We start from the raw sequence: 1,954 nt of genomic DNA on the forward strand, positions 1-1,954 counted from the left end.
CGCCTCGGCGGCACGGTTGCGGCTGCCCTCGCGGCGGGCCGCGTTGCGCTCGGCGGGCGCGGCCTCGCCCTCGGCCCGGGCATCGAGCGCGTCGACGACGATGCGGTTGCCGAGCCGGAAATGACGCAGGCGCGCGCCTGGTGCCAGGCGCAGCACCACCGCGTCCTCCTCCTGCTCGACGGCGAGCATGTTGCGCGGCGGCCGCCGCGCGGCGGCAAGGTCGAGCCGCGCCGGCGCGGTGAAGCGGATCACCGCGCGGCCGTCCTGTTCCTCGACGCGGTAGCCCACCTGGGAGGGCCAGTCGAAGACGATCCGGCCATGGTCGGCATGGCTGCCCGCGCGCAGCGGAACGCGCGGCGCCTCCTCCGCCCCCGCCGGCGCGGCGAGGGCAAGCAGCAGCAGGAGGATCGGCGCCGCGCGGCGCATCAGTCGAAGCTCGCCAGCAGGCGGTCGATCTCCTCCTGGGAGGTGCCGCCGCCCGGCAGCTGCGGGCCGTTGGCCAGTTCCTGGCCCTCGGTCTTGGGCGCCGCCGCCACGGGGGCGGCGACCGGGGCCGGCGCGGGCCGGCCGCTGGCATTGGCCACGGCCGCCTCGACGCGCGCCTCGATCGCCTTCAGCGCGGTCACCACCTTGCTGATGCGCTGGCCGGTGATGTCCTGGAAGGAGCACGCCTCGTAGATGCGCGTGACCGCGTCCTGCAGCGCCCCGGCCGCGGCCGGCGGAACTTCCGCCTGCAGCTTCTCGAGCGTCTCGCAGCAGTCGAGGATCTCGTTCGTCGCCTGGGCCGTGTGGTCGACGATGGCGTCGAGCTCATCCGTCGCGGAGGGGATGTGCGCGCCGGTGATGTCGTCCACCGACAGCTGCGCGATCTCCGCCTTGGCGCGGGCGATGGTGCGGCCGAGCGCCTCGAGCTCGGCCAGCAGCGCCGCTTCCTTGGCCGTCAGGTCGCCGGACATGCTCACAAGCACGGCGCGGACGGCAGCCTCGATCCGGTCCTCATCGGGACCCGCCTGCGCACCGTCAGGCATGGACCATCACCTTCTCGATCTTCTCCTTCAGCGTCTCGGCGTTGAAGGGCTTCACGATGTAGTTCGACACGCCCGCCTGCTTCGCCGCAACCACGTTCTCGGTCTTGCTCTCGGCGGTGATCATGATGAAGGGCAGGTTCTTGAGCCGCGCATCGGCACGCACCTCCTTCAGCAGGTCGAGGCCGGTCATCGGCGCCATGTTCCAGTCGCTGATCACCAGGCCGAAATTGCCCGCGCGCAGCTTGGCCAGCGCCTCCTGCCCGTCCGTCGCCTCGTCCACATTGTTGAAGTCCAGCTGCTTCAACAGGTTGCGGATGATGCGCAGCATCGTCCGGTAATCGTCCACGATCAGGACGTTGATGTTCTTGTCCATCGGCTCTGCGGCCTCCTGCTGCTCTCTCAAGGGTCCGTGGTTCAGTCCACCGTCGTGCGACGCGCGCGGTGGCGGGCAAGTTCCGTGGTCACCAGTCGCGCCCGCTCCGGCTGCATCGCGCCGATGACGGGCGCTGCCTTGCGCTCGCTCATGCGGTCGATGATTTCTACCAGCACAGGCATTTCCAGGTCGTTGAAGATGGCGGCCGCATCGCGCGGACGCATCGATTCATAGGTGCGCACCAGGCCGCGCCAGCCGGCCTCCTCGCGTTCACCGCGACCGCGGTCAAGCGCCTCGAGCCGCGACTGCAGCGCGGCCAGTTCCTCGACCCGGCGGGTCAGGCGCTGCTCGGCCGCGCGCAGCATCACTTCCTGCTGCGCGACGGCCTGCTCGCGCGCCTCGATCTCCGCGCGGCGGGCGCGCAGCTGCTCCAGCAGCGCGCGCTCGGCCTCGGCTGCCGGGTCGGGCTGGATGACGGCGGCGAGATTGACCGGCGCGGCCGGTGCCGGCGCCGGGGCCTGGGTCGTCGTGGCAGCCTGGCGCTGCGCCGCGG

At 71.7% G+C, this 1,954-nt stretch carries 4 protein-coding genes; all 4 read right to left on the reverse strand.

Translation table 11 applies throughout. The annotated features are described in order from the left end of the window. Positions 1–426 (reverse strand): hypothetical protein (locus HW577_RS24295; RefSeq protein WP_419956606.1); only part of this gene is annotated, 426 nt, incomplete at its 3' end. Then, entirely contained in the window at positions 426–1,028 is a 603-nt protein-coding gene (locus tag HW577_RS24300; RefSeq protein ID WP_198378674.1) for a protein phosphatase CheZ, read from the reverse strand. The genes HW577_RS24300 and HW577_RS24295, both read right to left, overlap by 1 nt. Beyond that, complete coding sequence (locus tag HW577_RS24305) at positions 1,021–1,401, reverse strand: chemotaxis response regulator CheY (protein WP_198378675.1); 381 nt, start codon at positions 1,399–1,401, stop codon at positions 1,021–1,023. The genes HW577_RS24300 and HW577_RS24305 overlap by 8 nt, the downstream gene beginning before the upstream one ends. A gap of 41 nt (positions 1,402–1,442) precedes the next feature. Next, positions 1,443–1,954: MotE family protein (locus tag HW577_RS24310; RefSeq protein ID WP_408639554.1), on the reverse strand; the 512-nt coding region annotated here is incomplete at its 5' end.

It is taken from the genome of Neoroseomonas rubea (assembly GCF_016106015.1).
In the GTDB taxonomy this organism is placed as follows: domain Bacteria; phylum Pseudomonadota; class Alphaproteobacteria; order Acetobacterales; family Acetobacteraceae; genus Neoroseomonas; species Neoroseomonas rubea.

Excerpts from the sequence above, each read along its gene's own strand:
- HW577_RS24300 (WP_198378674.1), bottom strand. The coding sequence starts at position 1,028 with ATGCCTGACGGTGCGCAGGCGGGTCCCGATGAGGACCGGATCGAGGCT.
- HW577_RS24305 (WP_198378675.1), bottom strand. The coding sequence starts at position 1,401 with ATGGACAAGAACATCAACGTCCTGATCGTGGACGATTACCGGACGATG.